Source organism: Faecalibacterium sp. DFI.5.82, from assembly GCF_029076575.1.
In the GTDB taxonomy this organism is placed as follows: domain Bacteria; phylum Bacillota; class Clostridia; order Oscillospirales; family Ruminococcaceae; genus Faecalibacterium; species Faecalibacterium duncaniae.
On record NZ_JARFIS010000009.1, the window covers coordinates 25,966 to 45,651 of the forward strand.

At 58.4% G+C, this 19,686-nt stretch carries 17 protein-coding genes; 13 read left to right on the forward strand and 4 right to left on the reverse strand.

The genetic code is table 11. The features are described from left to right. Positions 1–195: 195 nt before the first annotated feature. A complete protein-coding gene (locus tag P0G09_RS11090; RefSeq protein ID WP_005934476.1) occupies positions 196–1,419 on the forward strand; it encodes a 6-phosphofructokinase in 1,224 nt (407 codons plus the stop codon). A 94-nt stretch (positions 1,420–1,513) separates the two neighbouring features. Beyond that, the gene (locus P0G09_RS11095) at positions 1,514–2,740 is read left to right on the forward strand and encodes a 6-phosphofructokinase (protein ID WP_097771220.1); all 1,227 of its coding nucleotides are present in this window, start codon (positions 1,514–1,516) and stop codon (positions 2,738–2,740) included. A gap of 85 nt (positions 2,741–2,825) precedes the next feature. Here the strand turns inward: P0G09_RS11095 and P0G09_RS11100 are convergent, their stop codons facing one another. Beyond that, complete coding sequence (locus P0G09_RS11100) at positions 2,826–3,653, reverse strand: RNA methyltransferase (protein ID WP_275252667.1); 828 nt, start codon at positions 3,651–3,653, stop codon at positions 2,826–2,828. A gap of 183 nt (positions 3,654–3,836) precedes the next feature. On the opposite strand from P0G09_RS11100, the gene P0G09_RS11105 reads away from it, so the two are divergent. The 4 genes from P0G09_RS11105 (at position 3,837) to P0G09_RS11120 (ending at position 7,878) form a co-directional block, all read left to right on the forward strand. After that, entirely contained in the window at positions 3,837–4,553 is a 717-nt protein-coding gene (locus P0G09_RS11105; RefSeq protein ID WP_275252668.1) for a YoaK family protein, read from the forward strand. A 176-nt stretch (positions 4,554–4,729) separates the two neighbouring features. Further along, positions 4,730–5,203, forward strand: a complete 474-nt coding sequence (locus tag P0G09_RS11110) for an RNA polymerase sigma factor (RefSeq protein ID WP_275252669.1) — start codon at positions 4,730–4,732, stop codon at positions 5,201–5,203. Then, entirely contained in the window at positions 5,204–6,184 is a 981-nt protein-coding gene (locus P0G09_RS11115) for a hypothetical protein (protein ID WP_275252670.1), read from the forward strand. Between the two features lie 203 nt (positions 6,185–6,387). Beyond that, positions 6,388–7,878, forward strand: a complete 1,491-nt coding sequence (locus P0G09_RS11120) for a DUF1846 domain-containing protein (RefSeq protein ID WP_098922210.1) — start codon at positions 6,388–6,390, stop codon at positions 7,876–7,878. 89 nt (positions 7,879–7,967) lie between these two features. On the opposite strand, the gene P0G09_RS11125 is transcribed toward P0G09_RS11120, so the two are convergent. Further along, the gene (locus P0G09_RS11125; RefSeq protein WP_275252671.1) at positions 7,968–8,471 is read right to left on the reverse strand and encodes a CYTH domain-containing protein; all 504 of its coding nucleotides are present in this window, start codon (positions 8,469–8,471) and stop codon (positions 7,968–7,970) included. A 261-nt stretch (positions 8,472–8,732) separates the two neighbouring features. On the opposite strand from P0G09_RS11125, the gene P0G09_RS11130 reads away from it, so the two are divergent. From P0G09_RS11130 to P0G09_RS11150, 5 genes are all read left to right on the forward strand, one after another. Further along, on the forward strand, positions 8,733–9,962 hold the full coding sequence (locus P0G09_RS11130) for a class I SAM-dependent rRNA methyltransferase (RefSeq protein ID WP_275252672.1): 1,230 nt from the start codon (positions 8,733–8,735) through the stop codon (positions 9,960–9,962). Between the two features lie 250 nt (positions 9,963–10,212). Next, positions 10,213–12,300 (forward strand): glutamine synthetase III, encoded by a 2,088-nt coding sequence (locus P0G09_RS11135; RefSeq protein ID WP_097771886.1) that lies wholly within the window; start codon positions 10,213–10,215, stop codon positions 12,298–12,300. 202 nt (positions 12,301–12,502) lie between these two features. Then, a complete protein-coding gene (locus tag P0G09_RS11140; RefSeq protein ID WP_275252673.1) occupies positions 12,503–13,822 on the forward strand; it encodes a glutamine synthetase family protein in 1,320 nt (439 codons plus the stop codon). Between the two features lie 75 nt (positions 13,823–13,897). Beyond that, complete coding sequence (locus tag P0G09_RS11145) at positions 13,898–14,467, forward strand: ANTAR domain-containing protein (RefSeq protein ID WP_097771242.1); 570 nt, start codon at positions 13,898–13,900, stop codon at positions 14,465–14,467. A gap of 98 nt (positions 14,468–14,565) precedes the next feature. Further along, the gene (locus P0G09_RS11150; protein WP_154277699.1) at positions 14,566–16,197 is read left to right on the forward strand and encodes a CTP synthase; all 1,632 of its coding nucleotides are present in this window, start codon (positions 14,566–14,568) and stop codon (positions 16,195–16,197) included. Positions 16,198–16,311: 114 nt separating this feature from the next. Here the strand turns inward: P0G09_RS11150 and P0G09_RS11155 are convergent, their stop codons facing one another. Both P0G09_RS11155 and P0G09_RS11160 read right to left on the reverse strand, forming a co-directional pair. After that, positions 16,312–17,070, reverse strand: coding sequence for an RICIN domain-containing protein (locus tag P0G09_RS11155; protein ID WP_275252674.1), 759 nt, complete (start codon positions 17,068–17,070; stop codon positions 16,312–16,314). Between the two features lie 261 nt (positions 17,071–17,331). After that, entirely contained in the window at positions 17,332–18,528 is a 1,197-nt protein-coding gene (locus P0G09_RS11160; RefSeq protein ID WP_154277697.1) for a cation:proton antiporter, read from the reverse strand. Between the two features lie 326 nt (positions 18,529–18,854). Between P0G09_RS11160 and rpsF the strand changes: the two genes are divergently transcribed. Continuing rightward, on the forward strand, positions 18,855–19,139 hold the full coding sequence (gene rpsF, locus P0G09_RS11165) for a 30S ribosomal protein S6 (RefSeq protein ID WP_005933510.1): 285 nt from the start codon (positions 18,855–18,857) through the stop codon (positions 19,137–19,139). A gap of 30 nt (positions 19,140–19,169) precedes the next feature. Then, positions 19,170–19,649, forward strand: coding sequence for a single-stranded DNA-binding protein (ssb, locus tag P0G09_RS11170; protein WP_005933513.1), 480 nt, complete (start codon positions 19,170–19,172; stop codon positions 19,647–19,649). Positions 19,650–19,686: the final 37 nt, after the last annotated feature.

The following is a 19,686-nucleotide window of genomic DNA, read 5'->3' on the forward strand; positions in this document are numbered from 1 at the left end:
AGTTTACAATAGTATTGTTGCAGGAATTGCACAGTTTTCATCGAATCAGATGCACATCCTGCATTCTTTTTGTACGACTTGCGGCGCGCATTCGCAATCTCCTTCCCCGGGCAGTGCAGGGCTCTGGGAGGACACAGAAGGACTTGCCGCGCTTTGCAGGACGTGAAATGTTGTTCTTTTGGATAAGGAGGACGTATGTCAAAAAATGTCATCATCGGCCAGAGCGGCGGCCCTACCGCCGTTATCAATTCCAGCCTGGCAGGCGTATACAAAGCTGCCTGCAGTCTGGGAGCCGATAAAGTCTACGGAATGAAGTACGGCATCGAGGGCCTTTTAAAGGAAGAGATGCTGGAACTGAATGTTCTGCTGGATGACCGCATGAGCATCGAGCTGCTCAAGCGCACCCCGTCCAGCTATCTGGGCAGCTGCCGCTACAAGCTGCCGGACCCGGACGTGGATTCTACCCCGTTCATCAAGCTGTTCACCCTGTTTGACAAGTACGATATCTGTGCTCTGTTCTACATCGGCGGCAACGACTCGATGGACACCATTGCAAAGCTCTCCCGTTACGGTGCCCAGGTGGGCAGCAGCGTCCGGTTTATCGGTGTGCCCAAGACCATCGACAACGACCTCTGCCTGACCGACCACACCCCCGGCTACGGCTCTGCCGCCAAGTACATTGCCACCATCCTGAAGGAGGTCATCCGTGACTCCTCCGTTTACAACATCCGCAGCGTGACGGTGGCCGAGATCATGGGCCGCCACGCAGGCTGGCTGGCCGGTGCGGCCTGTCTGGCCGGCGGCGATGACTGCGAAGGCCCCGACCTCATCCTGCTGCCCGAAGTTCCCTTTGACCCGGACAGGTTCCTGACCCGGGTGGACGAGCTGCAGCGGGTCAAGCCCAATGTCATCATTGCAGCCAGCGAGGGTGTTAAGACAGCCGACGGCACCTATCTGTGCGATCTGGTCTCCACCGCCGGGCAGCTGGATGCCTTTGGCCACAAGGCCATCCTCAGCGGCACCAGCCGGTATCTTTCTGACCTCATCCACGACAACCTGAACTGCAAGAGCCGTGCCATTGAGTTCTCGACCCTGCAGCGCTGCGCCAGCCATCTGGCCAGCCGCACCGATGTGAACGAGGCCTACGCCGTGGGCGGCGCTGCCGCTTCCGCTGCCTTTGCGGGCGAGACCGGGCGGATGATCTCGCTCAAGCGCATTTCCGATTACCCCTACCAGTGCATCACCGAGTCGGTGGATGTCCAGCAGGTGGCAAACCTGGAGAAAAAGGTGCCGCTGGACTGGATCACCCCGGACGGAATGCAGGTGACGGCGGCATTTGAGGAGTATGCCCGCCCGCTCATCCTGGACGAAGTGACACCGGTCTACGTCAACGGTACCCCGCGCCATATCTGCCTGTAAGTTTCATTTGCGCGTTTCCTCCCCCCTCGTGGTCTGTTTTCGTGATCCTGCACGATAATATAAAAGCCGAAACAGAAGAAAAGGAGAAATCATCATGGGTAAAAATGCAATCGTTGGTCAGTCTGGCGGCCCTACCTCCGTCATCAATGCAAGTCTGGCAGGCGTATTCGAGAGCTGCAAGAGCCGCGGCGCTGAGATCGTTTACGGCATGTGCAACGGCGTTGCCGGTCTGCTGGAGGAGCGCGTGGTGGATCTTTCCACCGTGCTGACCGATGACCTGGATATCGAGCTGCTCAAGCGCACCCCGTCCAGCTTCCTGGGCAGCTGCCGCTATAAGCTGCCCGATTGGCACGATGACGAGACCGTTTACAAGAAACTGTTCGCCATCCTGGAAAAGCTGAACATTGGCTACTTCTTCTACATTGGCGGCAACGACTCCATGGATACCATCGGCAAGCTGGCTGAATACGGCAACCGCATCCAGAGCGACATCCGCTTCATGGGCGTTCCCAAGACCATCGACAACGACCTGATGGTGACCGACCACACCCCCGGCTACGGCTCTGCGGCAAAGTACATCGGTGTGGTGATGAAGGAGATCATCCGCGATGCCACCGTTTACGGCACCAATTATGTCACCGTGGTCGAGATCATGGGCCGCAACGCCGGCTGGCTGACCGCTGCTGCCTCTCTGGCCAAGAGCGATGACTGCGAGGGCGTGGATATGATCTGCCTGCCCGAAGTCCCCTTCAACGTGGAGCACTTCATTGAGAAGGTCCGCGCCATGCAGGAGAAGAAGCCCAGCATCGTGATCGCTGTTTCCGAGGGTGTCAAGCTCGAGGACGGTCGTTACGTCTGTGAGCTGGCCGATGATGTGCACGCAGTGGACGCTTTCGGCCACAAGGCACTGACTGGTACCGCACGCTATCTGGCGAATGTGGTCGCCCGCAATCTGGATACCAAGACCCGCTGTATCGAGCTGTCTACCCTACAGCGCTGCGCTGGTCACCTGACCAGCCGCACCGATATCACCGAGGCTTACCAGGTGGGCGGCGCTGCTGCCAAGGCTGCCTTTGAGGGTGTCACCGGTCAGATGGTCGCCCTGAAGCGCATCTCCAACAGCCCCTATCAGTACATCACCGAGCTGCACCCCATCAGTGAAGTTGCAAACCTCGAGAAGAAGGTCCCCCTGAGCTGGATGAACGAGAATCACACCCAGATGACCGAGGAATTCCTCGAGTATGCCCGCCCGCTGATCCAGGCTGAGCTGACTCCGCTGTACATTGCAGGTCTGCCCCACCACATCTACATGAAAAAATAATTTCTCCTTTGAATCCTTCTAAGGCATAGCAAAACTCCCGCCCGGATGCGCTCCGGGCGGGAGTTTTTGCTGTGTGGCTTATGAATTACTGTTTGCCCAGCTGCCAGAACGCCACGGCGCTGGCGGCGGCAACATTCAGGGAATCGACCCCGTGGGACATGGGGATCTTGACTGTGTAATCGCAGGAAGCGATGGTGGTATGGGAAAGGCCGTCTCCCTCCGTGCCCAGCACAATGGCAAGCTTCGGCTCCCGGGCAAGAGCTTCGTCATCGATGCTGACCGAACGGTCACTCAAGGCCATGGCAGCCGTCTTGAAGCCCAGGGCATTCAGCTGAGTAAGCCCCTTTTCAGGCCAATCAGCAGGAGTTTCACCGATCTGCGCCCAGGGCACCTGAAATACCGTGCCCATACTCACGCGCACGGCCCGGCGGCAGAGCGGGTCACAGCAGGAGGGGTTGATAAGAACAGCGTCCATGTTCAGCGCTGCCGCGCTGCGGAAGATGGCACCCACGTTGGTGGAATCCACAATGCCCTCCAGCACGGCCACCCGCCGGGCGTTCCGGCAAAGCTCCTCCACGGTGCGGGGCTTCGGACGTTGAAAGGCGCAGAGCACGCCCCGGGTCAGCTCGTAGCCTGTCAGTGCAGCCAGCAGCTCCCGGTCAGCAGTATAAATGGGTGCATCCCCGCAGCGGGTCAGGATCTCCGCAGCCGGGCCGGTGATCTGCCTGCGCTCCATCAGCAGGGAGACCGGCACAAAGCCTGCATCCAGTGCCCGGGAGATCACCTTGGGGCTCTCGGCAATGAAGATGCCTTTTTCGGGTTCCAGCCGACTGCGCAGCTGGTTCTGCGTCAGGCGGGCGTAGGGGTCCAGCTCCGGCGCGTGAAAATCCGTGATCTCGATGATATTGGGCATGGGGGGATTCTCCTTTTTCTGTATGAATGGTCTTATTGTAGCACAACCCGGATGCAATTGCAAAAAACATGGCCGACATATTCGTTTTACATAGTCAAAACTGCCAAAAAGCACCTTTGTATTTTGACAAATCCGTCAACCCGCGTTATAGTATAGGGGTAAAAAATCAGAGGGGGAATTTGCATGAATTCCAAGAAAAAGCGCCGCGGCCAGATGTCGGAAGCGTTCTGCACGGCAATGTTCCTTTCACTGTCCGGCGGCCTGCAGGACGTATACACCTATCTGTTCCGGGGCAAGGTGTTTGCCAACGCCCAGACCGGCAACATCGTGCTGATGGCTGTCCATGCCTTTGCCGGGGAGTGGGGGCGTGTGTTGCATTATCTTGTGCCCCTGTGCTTCTTTGCGCTGGGCGTGTTTGCGGCAGAGCTGATGCACCAGAAGCTGCAGAATCTGCAGCGGCTCCACTGGCGGCAGCTGGTGGTGCTGTGTGAGATCGTGATGCTGTTCGTGGTGGGCTTTTTCCCGCAGGAGTGGAATCTTATGGCCAACGCACTGGTCTCGTTTGCCTGTGCGATGCAGGTGCAGACCTTCCGCAAGGTGAACGGTTATGCCTTTGCCAGCACCATGTGCATCGGCAACATGCGCAGCGGCATGGACTCCCTCTGCAGCTGGGTGCTCAACCGCAATCCTGCCGCCCTGAAAAAATCCCTTTATTACTGGGGCATCATCCTCCTGTTTGCGCTGGGCGCGGGCCTGGGCAGCCTGACGCTGGACCTCTGCGGCGCAAAGGCCATCTGGCTCTCCTGCCTGCTGCTGGCCGTCAGCTTCTGCCTGATGTTCCTGAAAGAAGATGTGGAAGAGATCAAAGAAGATCTCGAAGCACTGGAAGCAAAACATTAAATCAAGGAGTTTCCCTCAGTTTCACGCTGTTTACCGCCATGCCAAAGGCTCCCCTGGTAGAGGAGCTGGCGAGCGCCAGCGAAACTGAGGGCTTTTTTTTTTTCCGAATCTATCCAACACTTCCCCGGTCTCCTTCGTCTTACAGGCAGAACGACGCAATGAAAGGAGGAAGCCCCATGTGGGAGCTGCTGTACGAGACCTTCTGGGACAGGCTGGAACACTTCTGTTTCAATCTCTGCCGGGACGAAGCCCGGGCGGAGGATCTGACCCAGGAAGTCTTTCTGCGGGCACTGCAGAACCGGACCCTTATCAACAGCTTTACGGAACGGCAGTGCAAGGCCTGGCTGTTTACCACAGCGCGGAATCTCTACTGCGACCAACTCCGCCGGGCGGCAAAAGAGGAGCAACTGCTCAGCGCCTTTTTCCCGGAAGAGGACAATGCTGAACCGGATTCCGCACTGGACACAGTGGAAGCTGCCAGTCTGCTGGCTCTGCTCACCCCAGAAGAACGGCGGCTGTTCACCCTGCGCTATACAGCGGGCTACAATGCCAGCGAGATCGGTCAGCTGCTCAATCTCCCGCCCGGCACGGTCCGCAGCCGCCTTGCCCAGATACGCCATCGCCTCAAAACTGAACTTACGGAGGATTAAATGATGAAAAAGAACCTGAATGTGGACGCTATGATCCTGGACCTGCGCAATGTGCAGGAGGATTTTCTTGACCGCTATGAGCAGATCAAGCTGGACTGCATGATCGCGCTGACCTCGCCCCGGGTGCAGACGCTCCTGAGCCAGCACAACATTTCTCTGGATTCGATGCTCTGCAAAAATGTCCCGGAGGAGGTCTCGGTGGGTGTGGTCAATGGCAAGGTCACGCTGAGCTCTGCCAGCCAGACCGCCGCCGGGCAGGTACTGGTGGTCAACGGCAAGCTGATGATCACACCGGATGCTGCGGAGGTTTTACAGAAGTACGCCTGCATTCTGGTCAACGGTATGATCTACTGCCCGCAGTGCCTCTCGGCAGTGGTATCCGCCCGCTGCATCCTGAACGGAAAGCTGGCGGTCTACCCCGATGATGCAGTGCTCCTGCCGGGAAGCTCCATCAAGCTGGACAACACCTTCCTGCTGCGGGCACAAAGCCGCCTGTACTGGAATGAACATCGCTTCCTGGCGGTTGACCCCAGGCTCGACACTGCCGCACTGGCCGCAAAGGGCTGCAGCTTTTCCGCTCCAAAGGCCATCCTGTGCGCAAGCCTTGCGCCCGTTCTGGCCCCGCTCTTCCCGGATTCCACCGAGCTGATCATCGTGCCGGACGGCACCGCCGTGGTGGAGGACGACTTGGAACTGACCGCCTCTTCCCTGCGCCGGTATGGCACCCGTCTCTATGTGCTGGGCGATGCTGTCATCCTCGCAGAGAGCGCAGACCTGCTGGCTCAGATCGAATTCCTGCATGTTACCGGTGAAGTAGAGCTGCCTGATGCTCTGGAAGCAGCTTTCTTTGCCATCCCTGAGCTGGAATGCGGCAAAGTAGTCCACGAGGACGCTCTGCCCAAGCAGACCCGCGCCAAAGCAAAGGATGAGGAGCCTGATCCGGATACCGTGACCCTCAGCGGCATCCAGCTGACCCTGTAATCCGCACTGTTCCTCCCTGCCCCGCTCTTTCCGGCAAAAGCTCTCTGCCGGAAGGAGCGGGACTTTTGTTGATTTTTTATTGCACCCGCTCCTCTGATATGATATACTGTTTTTGTATTGTGTAATTCCCCGGGCACATTTCCGCTGTGGAACCCGCTGCCCGGGCAGGATATGGGAACTGAAATCAGGAAGAGGAGCAACGAATGAAAAAAGGATTTGACAACGACAAATACCTGCAGATGCAGTCGGAGCACATCCGGGAGCGGATCGCGCAGTTCGACAACAAGCTGTATCTGGAATTCGGCGGCAAGCTGTTCGATGACTACCACGCCTCCCGCGTGCTGCCCGGCTTCCAGCCCGATTCCAAGCTGCAGATGCTGCTGCAGCTGAAGGATCAGGCCGAGGTCGTTATCGTCATCAACGCTGAGGACATCGTCAGCAGCAAGGTGCGCGGTGACTATGGCATCACCTATGATCTGGACGTTCTGCGTCTCATCGATGCATTCCAGGAGCGCGGCCTGTTTGTGGGCAGTGTATGCGTGACCATGTACACCGCTGCCCCCGAGGTGGAAGCCTTTGAGAAGCGGCTGAACAGCCTGGGCATCCGCACCTTCCGGCACTATAAGATCCCCGGCTACCCCAACGACGTTGCCCGCATCGTGAGCGACGAGGGCTATGGCCGCAACGAGTACATTGAGACCCAGCGCCCGCTGGTGGTTATCACGGCTCCCGGCCCCGGCAGCGGCAAGATGGCTACCTGCCTGTCCCAGCTGTACCACGAATACAAGCGGGGCGTGAAGGCCGGTTATGCCAAGTTTGAGACCTTCCCCATCTGGAACATCCCCCTGAAGCACCCGGTCAACCTGGCTTACGAGGCCGCCACTGCCGACCTGAACGATGTGAACATGATCGACCCGTTCCATCTGGAGGCCTATGGCAAGACCGCGGTCAACTACAACCGCGACATTGAGATCTTCCCCGTGGTCAACGCCATGTTTGAGCTGATCGCAGGCAAGAGCCCCTACCACTCCCCCACCGACATGGGCGTGAACATGGCCGGCAACTGCATTGTGGATGACGCGGCCTGCTGCGAGGCTTCCCGCAACGAGATCGTCCGCCGCTACTTCAAGGCCCTGTGCGACCTCAAGAACGGCGCACAGATCCAGAGTGAGGTCTACAAGCTGGAGCTGCTGATGAATCAGGCCGGACTGACCTTGGGCAGCCGCCCGGTGGAGCAGGCCGCCCATGCAGTCTCTGAAAAGACCGGCGGTGCCCCCGCTGCCGCCATTGAGCTGCCGGACGGCACCGTTGTCACCGGCAAGACCGGCCCCCTGCTGGGTGCCGCTTCCTCCGCTCTGCTCAACGCGCTGAAAAAGCTGGCCGGTATCGACCAGGAGCTCGACCTCGTTTCTGCCGCCGCCATCGAGCCCATCCAGACCCTCAAGACCAACTATCTGGGCAGCAAGAACCCCCGTCTGCACACCGACGAGATCCTGATTGCCCTGTCCAGCTCGGCCGCGCAGAATCCCACTGCTGCAGCCGCCCTCAAGCAGCTCTCCCACCTGAAGGGCTGCGATATGCACTCCACCGTCATCCTGTCCAGCGTGGATATGGACACCGTGAAGAAGCTGGGCATGTATCTGACCTGCGAACCCACCTATGAGGAAGCAGACCGGATGTACCACAAGAAGTAAAAAATAATAACCCTCTCTGTCATTGCTTTGCACTGCCGTCTTTCCCCAAGGGCAAGGCGGCCGCATCTGCGCGACGGAGAGGGTCATTTTTATTTCCGGGTCTGTTCCCAGTAGGCTCCCATGCTCTGGCCGGGCTGGTCGGTGACATCATCGTTCAGATAGTCTGCAAGGCCAAAGGCTTCCGGCTTCCAGCTGCGGGCGGCATCCACGGTGGGGTATTCCACCTCAGCGTACCAGAACGCAGTGGGCTGGCCTTCATCCACGTGGTTCACCTCCAGCACAAGGCCATCGGGCAGGGCGTAGCTTCTGCGGATCTTCCCGATCAGGGGCTTACCGATGATCTTTGTTTCCAGTTCATCAAACAGTTCTTTGTCGATGGGGCGCTCGATCTCCTCCCGTGCAAGCCCGCTTCCGGACTTGAAGCAGAGGATATAGGCCGTCTCGCCGCCCTTGAGCGCCTCCTCCCGGATGCGCACGGTGGGCCGCACGCTGATATATCCCTGCCGCATGGCAAACTCTTCCTTGAGCGGCAGAGCCGGGAAGTTTCCGCCCTCCGGCCAGCCGTTCACCATCCATTTGCGTTCGATCTCCATGACGTTTTCCTCGTTTCTGTGTTTTTGTATTTATTCTAGCACGTTTTTATGTTAGAATAAATATCAGTATGAAATTTTAGCATCCTCACCCTCTCAGTCAATGCCTGACGGCATTGCCAGCTCCCCCAAAGGGGGAGCCAAGAGCCGCTCTGTATTCAAGCTTGATGAGACTGAATCGAAAATCGCCAAAGGCTCTCCCTTTGGGAGAGCTGGCGAGCGGAGCGAGACTGAGAGGGCGAGCCAGTTATAACAGGAGCAACTATGAAATCTTCTCGCAATTACCCCGTTTACATCGTCAACAAACACGCCGAGGGTCTGCTGGTGGGCGGCCACCCCTGGGTGTACGAAAACGACATCCTGGGTACCCCGGAAGCAGAGCCTGAAAACGGCACGCTGGTCGATGTAGTCAGCACAAAGGGTGCCTATCTTGGCACCGGTTTTCTCTCACTGAAAAGCAAGATCCGGGTGCGGCTCATCTCCCGCAACGCCAACGACACCTTCGATGCCGCTTTCTGGAAGCGCCGTGTCGAATACGCTTGGGCCTACCGCAAGACTGTGCTGGAGCCCGCCGACCTGACCGCCTGCCGTGTCATCTTTGGCGAGGCTGACCAGTTCCCGGGCCTGACTGTGGACCGGTTCAACAATATCCTTGTCACCCAGACCCTGAGCGTGGGCATGGAAAAGCTCAAGCCCATCCTCTTCCCCCTGCTGGCAGAAGTCCTGCGCGCTGACGGCCAGACCATTGAGGGCATCTACGAGCGCAACGACGAGGCTCTGCGGGCCAAGGAGGGCCTGGCACAGAACAAGGGCTGGTTTGACCTGCCCGGCGAGACGCACCCCGACAGCACCCAGACTGAGATCTGCGAGAACGGCGTGTTCTACCACGTCGATTTTGAGAACGGCCAGAAGACCGGCTTTTTCCTCGACCAGAAATACAACCGCCGGGCCGTGGCCCGCATTGCTGCCGGGCACACCGTGCTGGACTGCTTTACCCACACCGGCAGCTTTGCGCTGAACGCCGCCAAGGGCGGGGCTGCCCGGGTCACGGCCGCTGACATCAGCGCCGAGGCCATTGCCATGGCACAGCGGAACGCCCAGCGCAACAATCTGACCAACATGGATTTTCTCTGCGAGGACACCTTTGAACTGCTGCCCCGGCTGGAAAAAGAGGGCCATCCCTACGACTTTATCATCCTTGACCCGCCGGCCTTTACCAAGGCCCGCCGCACGGTGGAGAACGCCATGCGCGGCTATAAGGAGATCAACTACCGCGCCATGAAGCTGCTGCCCCGGGGCGGCTATCTGGCCACGGCCAGCTGCTCTCACTTTGCCACCGAGGAGCTGTTCATCAAGATGCTGCACGCCGCCGCAAAGGATGCCCACCGGCAGCTGCGGCAGATCGAGGTGCGCCAGCAGGCCCCGGATCACCCCATCCTGTGGGGCGTGCCCGAGACCAATTACCTGAAGTTCTTCCTGTTCCAGGTGATCTAAAAGTAATACCAAATACGATATCTCCCAAAAAAACGAGAACGTGTTTGTGCAGAATCGTCAGTTTTGTCAATTGCCTTTTGAGCCGTTCCGGGATATAATCAAACCATAGACAGCAACGGCGCTGTGGGTCACCTCCTGACTCGCAGCGCCATTTTTGTTAAAAAGCTTTTCGCTGTTTCCGGGCCGCAGTTCGGCGGCGGGAGACAGTTTCGGAAGGGACAGACATAAGATCAAGTAAGGAGTAGGATTTATGGCAGCAAATGTTATGGAAATCTACGGCAGCAAGGTCTTTAACGAGCATGTAATGAAGGAGCGCCTGCCGAGCGCTACTTACAAGAGCTTGGAGCGCACCCTGCACAAGGGCGCACCCCTGGATATCGAGGTGGCAAACGTTGTGGCCAGCGTGATGAAGCGCTGGGCCATGGAGCTGGGTGCCACCCACTATACCCACTGGTTCCAGCCGCTGACCGGCATCACCAGTGAGAAGCACGATGGCTTTGTGAGCCCCGTGGGCGACGGCACCGCCATCATGGAGTTCTCCGGCAAGGAGCTGGTGCGCGGCGAACCCGATGCTTCCTCCTTCCCCTCCGGCGGCCTGCGTGCCACCTGCGAGGCCCGCGGCTACACCGCATGGGACCCCACCAGCTACGCTTTCGTGAAGGATGATGTGCTGTGCATCCCCACTGCTTTCGTCAGCTACACCGGCGAGGCACTGGACAAAAAGACTCCCCTGCTGCGCTCCATGAACGCACTGTCCGGTCAGGCCATCCGCATCCTGAAGCTGTTCGGCAAGGATGTTGATTACGTCTCCACCACCGTCGGCCCCGAGCAGGAGTACTTCCTTGTCAAGAAGGAGGATTACGAGGCACGCCAGGATCTGATCCTCACCGGCCGCACCCTGTTCGGTGCGCCCTCTGCCAAGGGTCAGGAGCTGGAGGAGCATTACTTCGGTGTCATCCGTCCCGAGGTCTCCGCATTTATGAAGGAGCTGGACGAAGAGCTGTGGAAGCTGGGCGTTCCCGCCAAGACCAAGCACAACGAAGTGGCTCCCTGCCAGCATGAGCTGGCCCCCATCTTCGACACCACCAATGTTGCCATTGACCACAACCTGCTGACCATGGAGATGATGAAGAAGATCGCTCCCAAGTACGGTCTGGTCTGCCTGCAGCACGAGAAGCCCTTTGAGGGTGTGAACGGCAGCGGCAAGCACAACAACTGGTCCATGTCCACCACCCACGAGAATCTGCTGGACCCGGGCGACACGCCCATGGAGAACCTGCAGTTCCTGGTATTCCTGGCCGCTGTCATCAAGGCAGTGGACGAGTACGCCGATCTGCTGCGCACCTCCGTTGCCACCCCGGGCAATGATCACCGTCTGGGTGCCAACGAGGCTCCCCCGGCCATCATCTCGATCTTTGTGGGCGAGGAGCTGGAAGCTGTCATCGATGCCATTGCATCTGATTCTCCTTATGCCGGCCCCGTCAAGATGAAGATGGATCTGGGCGTGGATGTCCTGCCCAAGTTCAGCAAGGACACCACCGACCGCAACCGCACCTCTCCCTTCGCCTTCACCGGCAACAAGTTCGAGTTCCGTATGCCTGGTTCTGCTGAGAACCTGAGCGATGCCAACACCATCCTGAACACTGCTGTTGCCAAGGAGCTGAAGGGCTACGCCGACGAGCTGGAGGGCGCTGAGGACTTTACCAGCGCTGCCATTGCTCTGATCAAGCGCACCATCCGTGACCACCGCCGTGTCATCTTCAACGGTAACGGCTACACCGCCGAGTGGGAAGAGGAAGCAGCACGCCGCGGCCTGCCCAACAAGAAGAACACGCCCGCCGCTCTGCCCGCACTGATCGACCCGAAAAACATCCAGCTGATGGAGGATTTCGGTGTCCTGACCAAGATCGAGATGGAGAGCCGTTACGAGGTCGAAATGGAGCACTACTCCAAGATCATCAACATCGAGGCTCTGACCATGCTGGAGATGGCCCGCAAGCAGCTGCTGCCCGCCATCAACGCCTACATGAGCGAGGTTGCCAACACCGCCGCATCCAAGCTGGCCGTCAGCGAGGCCATCAGCGTGCGCAGCGAGACCAAGACCCTCACCCGCCTGTCCACCGATGCCGATGCCATGAGCGATGCCATCGACGCCCTGCAGGCTGCCGTGGATACCGCTGAGGCCATGACCGATGAGAGCGCCAAAGCTGTCTCCTTCCACGATGACGTTCTGCCCAAGATGGATGCTCTGCGCGCCGCTGCTGACGATGCCGAGACCATCTGCGGTGAGGACTACTGGCCTCTGCCCAGCTACAGCAAGATGCTCTACTACGTCTGATCTTTCTGACATAGCTTGATAAGCATCGCTGGGTTGTTGGATTTTTAAGCCATTCCCCTTTTCCTATTTCTTACACCAGCCTAAAGACCTGCTTTGCGCATACGAAGCAGGCCTTTAGGCGTTTTTTAAGAACGCAAGCTGATTTTTCCAGTTTTGCACTGATGTGCCATTTGCCGCGCCCTGCGGCTCGGAGGGAACCACTATGAGCTATAATACCCAACAGGACATCCTTGATTTTGTGGAGGACAACAACGTCAAATTCGTCCGCTTTGCCTTCTGCGATATCTTTGGCACCCAGAAAAACATCGCCGTGCTTGCCAGCGACCTGCCCAAGGCCATGGAGGATGGTGTCTGCTTTGACGGCAGCTCCATTGCCGGTTTTATGAAGGTGGAGGAGAGCGATCTTGTGCTCCGGCCCGATCTTTCCACCGTGACCATCCTGCCCTGGCGGCCCACCGAGGGCCGGGTGATGCAGTTCTTCTGTGACGTGGAAAAGCCGGACGGCGCTGCCTTTGGCGGCAACTGCCGCGGCTTCCTGCGCCAGATGAGCCGCAGCTTCCGCAAACTGGGGCTGACCTGCAACGTGGGGGCCGAGTGCGAGTTCTACCTGTTTGAGAATGACGACCGGGGCCGCCCCACCCGCATCCCCATCGACTTTGGCGGCTACTTTGATGTAGCCCCGCTGGATGCAGGTGAGAACCTGCGCCGGGACATCTGCCTGACCATGGAGCAGATGGGCATGAGCCCCCAGCACAGCCATCACGAGAGCGGCCACGGCCAGAATGAGATCGACTGCCACTACGCCGGCCCCCTGAAAACAGCCGACAATGTGATGATGTTCAAGCAGATTGTGCGGGCTGTTGCCATGCGCAACGGCATCCACGCCAGCTTCCTGCCCAAGCCCCTGCCGGATCAGGCAGGCAGCGGCCTGCACATCAACCTTTCGCTCTGCATGGACGGCCGCAATCTGTTTGAGGGCGACATTGCCCCGGACAGCATTGCAGGCAGCTTTATGGCGGGTGTTCTGGCCCACAGCCGGGAGCTGACCGTGTTCACCAATCCCCTGCCCAACAGCTACCAGCGCTTTGGCTGTGACGAGGCCCCCCGCTATGTGAGCTGGAGCCGCCAGAACCGCAGCCAGCTGGTGCGCATCCCGCAGGTCAAGGGCAACAACTGCCGCATGGAACTGCGCAGCCCTGACCCTGCCTGCAACCCCTATCTGGCCGTGGGTCTGGTGCTGGCCGCCGGTCTGGACGGCATCGAGCACCGGATGGTGCTGCAAGCCCCCATCAACAAGAACCTGTTCGATCCCACCGAGGCCGCAGGTCTTGGGCTGGAAAGACTGCCTTCCACGCTGGAGGAGGCCGTGCAGGCCGCGCAGGAGAGCGAATTTCTGCACCGCGTGCTGCCGGAAGCGCTTTCGCATCGGTACTATGAGGAAGAACTGAAGCGCTGTGCCGCCCTGAAAGCTGCCGCCGACCCGGCAGAGTACGAGCGGGTGCACTACTTCAACGCCATCTGAACCGCTTTTGAGGGAAAGTACGAAGGGGCAATGATTCGGCCCCTTGCCTGGATGTAAGAGAAAGGAGCGATTCAAATGGGACGTGCTCTGATCGTGAGCGCCGGAGCAAGCTCCAACGAGTACATCTCCGCGCGGCTGGCAGAGCTGGGATACACCCGGCCTACGATCATCCCCAGTGGTGCCGAGGCTCGGCGCAGGATGCTGGAATCCGATTTTGAGCTGATCGTGGTCAACGCGCCTCTCCCGGACGAGTTTGGCCACGAGCTGTGTTCCTCTGCCGTAGAAAAAACAGACGCAGGCGTGGTGCTGCTGGCCAAGGCAGCAGCCGCCGAGCAGCTGTTGGCCCCCATGAGTGAGCAGGGGGTGCTGCTGCTGAGCAAGCCGTTCTCCAACACGCTGTTCCTGCAGGCCATCCATCTGGCCGCGGCCAGCAACCACCGCCTGCAGCTGCTCCGGCAGGAAAACGCGCGGATGCAGGAAAAGATCGCACAGGTACGGCTGGTCAGCCATGCAAAATGCTGTCTGGTGGAGCGGGAGCAGATGAGCGAGGATGCCGCCCACCGCTACATTGAAAAGCGCGCCATGGACACCCGGCGCAGCCGTGCAGAAATTGCACAGGAAATCCTTGATTCTTACGAGGATTAGGATTATAATCTGGTGTTGTATGTTTTGTTCCGGATGCGGTCGCATCCGTACTGGGAAAGAATGATCTCTGAAAGATAAATTAGAGGAGGACTGAACAAATGGCAAAATTCATCTTTGTGACCGGCGGCGTTGTCTCCGGTCTGGGCAAGGGCATCACGGCGGCTTCTCTGGGCCGCCTGCTCAAATGCCGCGGACTGAAGGTCGCCAGCCAGAAGCTGGACCCCTATGTGAACGTGGACCCGGGTACCATGAGCCCCCTGCAGCACGGTGAGGTGTTCGTGACCGATGACGGCACTGAGACCGACCTTGATCTGGGCCACTATGAGCGCTTCATCGACGAAAATCTGAACAAGTACTCCAACCTGACCACCGGCAAGGTGTACTGGAACGTGCTGAACAAGGAGCGCCAGGGCGCTTATCTGGGTCAGACCGTCCAGATCATCCCCCACATCACCAACGAGATCAAGAATTACATCTACAACATGGCATCCTCTACCGATGCCGATGTGGTCATTACCGAGATCGGCGGCACCACCGGCGATATTGAGAGCCAGCCCTTCCTGGAGGCCATCCGTCAGGTGGGCCTGGAGCAGGGCCGCGACAACTGCTGCTACATCCATGTTGTGCTGGTGCCCTATATCTCCGGCTCCGACGAGTACAAGTCCAAGCCGGCCCAGCATTCCGTCAAGGAGCTGCAGGGCATGGGCGTGAACCCCGATATCATCATCCTGCGTGCTGACGGCAGCGTGGGCGGCGATATCCGCCGCAAGATCAGCACCTTCTGCAATGTCAAGCCTGAGTGCGTCATCGAGAACCTGACCATGCCCAGCCTGTACCAGTGCCCGCTGATGCTCCACACCAACGGCCTGGATGATGTGGTGGTGGAAAAGCTCAAGCTGGACGTGCCCCCCGCCGATCTGACTGAGTGGAAGGGTGTTGTCTCCCGCATTGCCACCCGCAGCAAGACCTGCACCATTGCGCTGGTGGGCAAGTACGTCAAGCTGCACGACGCTTATCTTTCCGTGATGGAGAGCCTGTACCACGCCGGTTTTGAGAACGACAGTCAGGTAGACATCAAGTGGGTGGAGAGCGAAGACCTGATCGATCAGGATGCCTGCAAAGAAGTGTTTGCTGACGTGGACGGCATCATTGTGCCCGGCGGCTTTGGTGACCGCGGCATCGAGGGTATGATCCAGGCTGCACAGTATGCCCGTGAGAACCAGATTCCCTACTTTGGCATCTGCCTGGGAATGCAGATCATGGTGATGGAGTTCGCACGCGGCGTGCTGGGCTATGCCGATGCCAATTCCAGCGAGTTCACCCCCGATGGTGCCCACAATGTCATTGCCCTGATGGCCGACCAGCAGGGCAACATCCCCAAGGGCGGCACCATGCGTCTGGGCAAGTACCCCTGCACCGTCAAGCCCGGCACCAAGATGGCCGAGTGCTATGGCGAGGCTGAGATCTGGGAGCGTCACCGCCACCGCTACGAGTTCAACAACGAGTTCCGTCAGGAGATGGAGGATGCCGGACTGGTCATTTCCGGCACCAGCCCTGACGGCCGTCTGGTGGAGACCGTGGAGCTGCCCGGCCGTGACTTCCATCTGGGCGCACAGTTCCACCCCGAGTTCAAGAGCCGCCCCAACCGCGCTCATCCCCTGTTCAAGGGCTTTATCGCTGCCGCACTCAAATTCCGCATCAAAGCACAGCGCGGCATGATGCACGTCTGACCTTCTCAGGCGTTTCGTTCCAGTTCTCCTCGTAGGAGAGGCCTGTAAGATCGCAACAAAAAAGCAGCTGCACTCCGTGTTTTTACGGAATGCAGCTGCTTTTTCTTATATTACTTACTTTTTAGCGGCAGCGGCCTTTTTGCGGGCGGCGCGGCTGGTCTTTTTGGCGGCGGGCTTCTTTGCGGGAGCCTTGGCAGCGGGAGCAGCGGCCTTGACAGGCTCCGCCTTCACCTCTTCGGCCTTAACAGGCTCAGCGGGCTTTTCCTCAGCCTTTGCAGGCTCCTCCACGGGCTTTTCCTCCACAACGGGCTCTTCCTTGACCTCCGGCTTTGCCTCCTCTGCAGGAGCGCTCTCGACCACAGGTGCAGCCTCTACAACGGACTCCTCTGCCTTCTTGGCAGGGGCACGCTTTGCACGGTCCTTCACCTCGGAAATGGTCCACAGCTGGTCATCGCCTACGGCCTCCTGCCAGATCTGCAGGATGGCACCATCGTTGGCACCCATGCCCACGGTATCGATGCACTTGCCGCTGGCCCAGGAAGAGCGCAGACGGACGGTACCGGCGGGGGTGGGCTCCACGGTCCACATCTGAGAGGTGCCGCCCACATCCTCCCACAGGTGCAGCCAGGTGCCATTGGCGGTGCCGGTCATCATCAGATCGATCAGCTTGCCGGATGCGCGGTTGCGGATGCGGTACACGCCGTCACCCTCGCGCACAAAGGCCCACTCCTGCTCGGGCTTGTGCTCGTACTTGCCCAGGCGGATATCGCCGCCGTTGGTGGCCTTCTCCACGGCCTGAATGACACTGCCGCCCTTGGCAGCGATGGTATAGAAGCGATCTGCCTCGATCACGGTCTGCGCTACAGTTTTCATGTAAATCCCTCCAAGTTTGTTTCTTTTGAGCCAATCATTTTCGTTTTACAGGTAAATTATACCACCTGCTGTTATTTTTTACAAGGATTCCGCCATTTCTTTAGCACTATTCACAAAAGGCCCCCGCTTTTCAGCCCGTTTTGCACCGTTTGCGAAAACTTTTCGCCCCGTTTCGGCCCATAAAGCAGCAGCACCCCGCCATTTCTGGTGAGGTGCTGCTGTCGTTTTGGAAAATATCTAAAGGGTTCTGGCAGAGCTCCCTTACTGCTTTGCCTGACTGGGATGCGGCTGCACAGGCATTTTGGTGAACAGCGCTTTCAAGACCAGCGGAGTGGCCACACTGGACACGACGATGAGCAGGATGACGGCGGTGAAGTAGACGGAATCCACCACGCCGATGTCCAGACCCTTCTGGGCCACGATCAGGGCCACCTCGCCGCGGGTCATCATGCCAACACCCACCTTGAGGGAATCACCCCAGCTGAACCTGCAAATCTTGGCCGCCAGCCCGCAGCCGATGATCTTGGTGATCAGGGCCACCACCACGAAGCACACGCTGAACAGCAGGATCTCCGGGGTCAGGCCGCTGATATCTGTCTTCAGGCCGATGCTGGCGAAGAAGATGGGAGCAAACAGCACATAGTTGCTGATGTCCACCCGGCGCTCCACATAGGGGGCATCCTCCAGAGTGCACAGGACGATGCCCGCGATGTAGGCACCTGTGATGTCTGCAATGCCGAAGTAGGCCTCAGCAATGTAGGCCATGGCAAAGCAGAACGCCATACTGACGATGGTGATGCGCTGGGTGTGGGGGTTGCGCTTGTCCAGCCACTTCATGGCGAAATGGGCAATGAGGCCCACGCCGATGGCGGTGGCGAAGAACAGCACGGTGTTCATCAGCACCTTACCCAGCCCTGTACCGGTGCCGGAGCTTGCTCCCAGCACACAGGTCAGCACCACGATGCCGATGACATCATCGATAACGGCGGCACTGACGATGGTGGTGCCCAGGAAGCTCTTCAGGTGGCCCAGCTCCTGCAAGGTAGCCACGGTGATGGACACGCTGGTGGCGGTCATAATGGTACCGATGAAGAGGGCACGGTAAAACTCCTGGCTGCCCAGCGCTGAGAAGCCGTAGAATAAACTATAAAGGAGCGTGCCCCCTGCCAGCGGCACCGCCACGCCCACACAGGCGATCAGGGTGGCGATGGGGCCTGCCTTGATCAGCTCCTTCAGGTTGGTGCCAAGGCCCGTGGAGAACATCAGCAGCACCACACCGATCTCTGCGAAGATCGAGATGGTATCGCTGATATGCACAAGGTTCAGCAGACAGGGCCCGATGATCAGGCCCGCGATGATCTCGCCCACCACCTGCGGCGCTTTGAACTTGCGGGCCACCAGCCCGAAGAACTTGGCACTGAGGATGATGATAGCAAGGTTCCGAAAAACAGAATACATAAATTTACCTTCCTCCGTTTTATTTCATTTAACAGGGCTGTCGGCCGCGCCCGACCCCCTATTCTTTTATTATATCGCCGCTCAGAACCAAAATCAAAATACTTTTCAATCTTTCTCGTTAAAAAAACAGACAAAGTTCGCCAAAGCTTCAGCACAAATTTTTGTGCGGATTTTTGGCCCGCAGGGCTTGACAAAACAGCAGGGACTTGCTATAATAAATTGCTGTCTGAACAGACACGCCGCACACGGCAGGCGATGCCGCATGTCGTGTGTACCCTTGGCCTCATAACCTTGAGGCCCTTAAGTCCAAAAGGAGGTGCTACAAAATGGCAAAGTACGAAACCATGCTGATTACCAGCGCCGCTCTCGACGAGGAGGCTACCGCCGCTCTGGTTGGTAAGTTCAAGACCCTGATCGAGAACAACGGTACGATCGATTCCATCGACGAGTGGGGCAAGCGCCGTCTGGCCTACCCCATCAACGACGAGGAGGAAGGCGTTTACACTGTGATCAACTTCACCAGCGAGCCCAGCTTCCCCGCTGAGCTGGACCGTGTGTACAAGATCACTGAAGGTGTTATGCGCAGCCTGATCGTTGCCCACGAGGAGTAATCTTTTCGTGACAGAAAGGGAGACCGTAAAATGTTGAATGTTGTTGCTATCATGGGCCGTCTTGTGGCGGATCCTGAACTCCGCACCACGCCCCAGGGCACCAATGTGTGCAGCTTCCGCATTGCCTGCGACCGCAATTTTGTGCGTCAGGGTGAGCAGCGTCAGGCTGACTTCATTGATATCGTTGCCTGGCGTTCTCAGGCCGAGTTTGTTTCTAAGTATTTCCAGAAAGGCAGTCTGATCGCCATCGAAGGCTCTCTTCAGACCCGCCAGTATCAGGATAAGAACGGCAACAATCGCACGGCTGTGGAAGTCGTAGCCAACAACATCAGCTTTGCAGGCCCCAAGAGCAGCAATCAGGGCGGTGGAGCAAATTATCAGAATTCTGCTCCCGCCTACCAGAACGCAGCCCCTGCCCGTCCGGCTGCTGTGGAGGCAGCTCCCAGCTATTCCGCCGGCAGTGCAGATGATTTTGCTGTCATTGATGACAGTGATGACCTGCCGTTCTGATTCCGTAACGGTCTGACCGTTCAATTCTTATAGGAGG